Origin of the sequence: Rhizorhabdus sp. (genome assembly GCF_018006725.1) — a bacterium.
GTDB lineage: Bacteria > Pseudomonadota > Alphaproteobacteria > Sphingomonadales > Sphingomonadaceae > Rhizorhabdus.
On the sequence record NZ_JAGMXV010000298.1, the window covers coordinates 2,154 to 5,001 of the forward strand.

General features: G+C 65.9%; 4 protein-coding genes. All 4 read left to right on the forward strand.

Annotation, left to right across the window (positions count from 1 at the left end):
- The first annotated feature begins 239 nt into the window (after window positions 1–239).
- Window positions 240–1,451, forward strand: coding sequence for a phage tail tube protein (locus KAY22_RS24400; RefSeq protein WP_296625734.1), 1,212 nt, complete (start codon window positions 240–242; stop codon window positions 1,449–1,451).
- A gap of 98 nt (window positions 1,452–1,549) precedes the next feature.
- The gene (locus tag KAY22_RS24405) at window positions 1,550–1,939 is read left to right on the forward strand and encodes a hypothetical protein (protein WP_296625735.1); all 390 of its coding nucleotides are present in this window, start codon (window positions 1,550–1,552) and stop codon (window positions 1,937–1,939) included.
- Between the two features lie 128 nt (window positions 1,940–2,067).
- Entirely contained in the window at window positions 2,068–2,304 is a 237-nt protein-coding gene (locus tag KAY22_RS24410; RefSeq protein WP_296625736.1) for a hypothetical protein, read from the forward strand.
- Window positions 2,304–2,848: tape measure protein (locus KAY22_RS24415; RefSeq protein ID WP_296625737.1), on the forward strand; the 545-nt coding region annotated here is incomplete at its 3' end. The genes KAY22_RS24410 and KAY22_RS24415, both read left to right, overlap by 1 nt.

Consider the following 2,848-nt stretch of genomic DNA (forward strand, 5'->3'; position numbering starts at 1 on the left):
TGCGCCGAGATTCTCGACGCGGCGCGCGAGGCGCTGCTCTATCAGTACGGAACGCATGGCGGGGTCGAGGTCGTCTCGATCATCCGCGACATCGACGGCGCCGACGACTTCGATCCTGAACTGCAGGCCTACGCGCAGTCGATCGATGTCGTCGTGACCTACATCGAAACGCAGTAGCACCCAACCACATCACCACCGAGCCCGCCGCGAGCGGGCTTTTTGCATTTTAAGGGGCCAACATGGCATTCGCGACCGGCGTAGCAAAGCAACTGCTCTACAAGGCTGAATCGACCTGGGGCACGCTTGCCGGCGCCTCTGGTGCGCAGCGTCTGCGGCGCGTCACTTCGACGCTCTCGCTGAAGAAACAGACCTACGAATCGAACGAGATCGTCGACCACTACCAGGTGGCCGATTTCCGCCACGGCGTGCGCTCGGTGGAGGGCTCGATCAGCGGTGAACTCTCGCCCGGCACCTGGGAGGACTTCCTTTCTGCCGCGGTGCGCAAGGCGTTCGCGGCCGTGTCCGCCATCACTGGCCTGTCGCTCACGTTTGCCACCAGCGGCACCAACTACACGATCGTTCGCGGCTCGGGCTCGTTCCTGACTGATGGCGTGAAGGCGGGCGATGTCGTGCGGATCACCGCCGGCTCGGTGAACGCGGCGAACCTGAACAAAAACGCGATCGTCTTGTCGGCTGTCGCGCTGACGCTGACCGTCTACGTGATGAACGGCCTGGCGATGACTGCCGAGGGGCCGATCGCGTCGTGCACGCTGACCGTGGTCGGCAAGAAAGCCTACACCCCGACGACCAGCCACACTGACCCGTCGTTCACGATCGAGCACTACCACAGCGACATCACCAAGAGCCTGCAGTTCTCGGGCTGCAAGATCAACAGCGTCGCGATCAGCCTGCCGCCCACCGGCATTTCGACCATCGAGTTCGGGATCATGGGCAAGGACGTGACCACCGACACATCGGCCTACTTCACCAGCCCGACGGCGGCCACCACCACCGGCGTCGTTGCGGCGGTCAATGGCGTTGTGACGCTGAACGGCGCGAAGGTGGCCACCATCACCGGCCTGACGATCAACATCGCAGGCGGAATGTCGGCCGTGCCCGTGGTCGGTTCGAACAGCTACTCGGATATCGCGGAAGGCCGCGTGCGCGTCACGGGCCAGCTCACCGCGCTGTTCGAGGATCTTACGTACTTCGACCTCTTCGACGATGAGACCGAGTTCGCGATCGCCGCGGCGTTCACCACCGCGAGCACGGCCGCTGCCGACTTCGTGTCGTTCGTCCTGCCCCGCGTGAAGCTGGGCAGCGCCGACATCGACGACGGCGAGAAGAACCTCTCTCAGACCCTCTCGTTCACCGCTCTCTACAACTCGGCCGGCGGCGCTGGCACGAGTTCCGAGCAGTCGACGCTCGTCATTCAGGACAGCCAGGCGTAAGCCCGGCCCGTCCGTCACCCGCCACGGCCCGCACGGTGTCGCCTCCTCGCAGGGGCGCGCCGGGCGGTGTCCGTGGATCTCATCTCCTGCGAGGCCTCATGTACAAAATCGGATCGATCGTCGAGCTCGAATCGGCAACCTACGAACTCAAGCACCCCAAGACCGGCGAGGGCCTGGGCGTGATTTTCACCCTGGCCGGCCCGTCGCACGCGGTTCGTCAGTCCCTGCAATCGGCCCGCGTGGCGCGTGCGCAGAAGGTATTCCAGCGCGACGGGCGCGTCGATCTGCCCTCGTTCGAAGAGCAGGCAGAGCAGCGCATCGAGGATGCCGTCTCGTCGGTGCTGGGGTGGACTGGTGCCGACCGCGAATACAGCCCGGCCGAGGCCCGCAAGTGGTTCTCGGACCCGCGCGAGGGCTGGGTCGTGCGGCAACTGACGGAGGCGCTCGCTGAGCAGACCCGTTTTATCGAGGACTCCGCGCTCGTCTGATCGAGTTTGCGGAGTCGCAATTCCGGCTCTCGCACCGGCGCGCGGACGGCGCCACAGAGCGCGAACACCTGACGGCAGCAGCAAAGCAGGGCGACGCCGAGGCAATCGAGCAATTGCGCACAGAGCCCATGCCGCGGCTGGCTGAGCCGCTCTGGAATGCGTTCTGCGCGATGCACGACGCGCGGGGCTCGAACGGCTACACACCGAACGCGATCACCTGGCAGGACATCGCCGCGTGGCAGCAGGTGAGCGGCAACACGCTCACTCCGTGGGAACTGGACACGATCCGCGCCCTTGATGGCGTGGCGATGGCTGCATTCGCGAAACAGGCGAAGGCGCAGCAGGCACAGAACAAGGGGACATAATGGCAACGACAGTCGGCACCCTGCTGATCGACATGGCTGCGAACATCTCGCGGCTGCAGTCCGACATGCAGCAGGCGCGCTCTGTCGTTACGGGCGCCGCCGGCGACATGCAGAAGGCGGCCAACACGGCGCGCGACGCCCTGGGGGCGCTGGGCGTTGGCCTGAGCGTCGGCGGGGCGATTGCATCCATCCAGCAAGTCGGCAAGGCGCTGATCGAAGCCGAGGCGTCGGCCGTCAAGTTCAAAGCCGCGTTCACCGCCATCAGCGGCGCCGATTCGGTTGGCCGCGAGATGGAATTCGTGCGCAGCACCGCACGCCAGCTCGGCCTCGACCTTGAGTCCGTGTCGGGCTCGTACCTGAAGCTCTCGGCGTCGGCGCGCGGCACGTCGCTGGAAGGCCAGGCCACCCGCGACATCTTCACCGCCGTCAGCAAGGCGGCCACCACCCTGGGCCTGTCGTCATCCGAGGCCGACGGCGCGCTGCTGGCCGTCTCGCAGATGATGAGCAAGGGCACGGTCCAGGCTGAGGAACTGCGCGGCCAGCT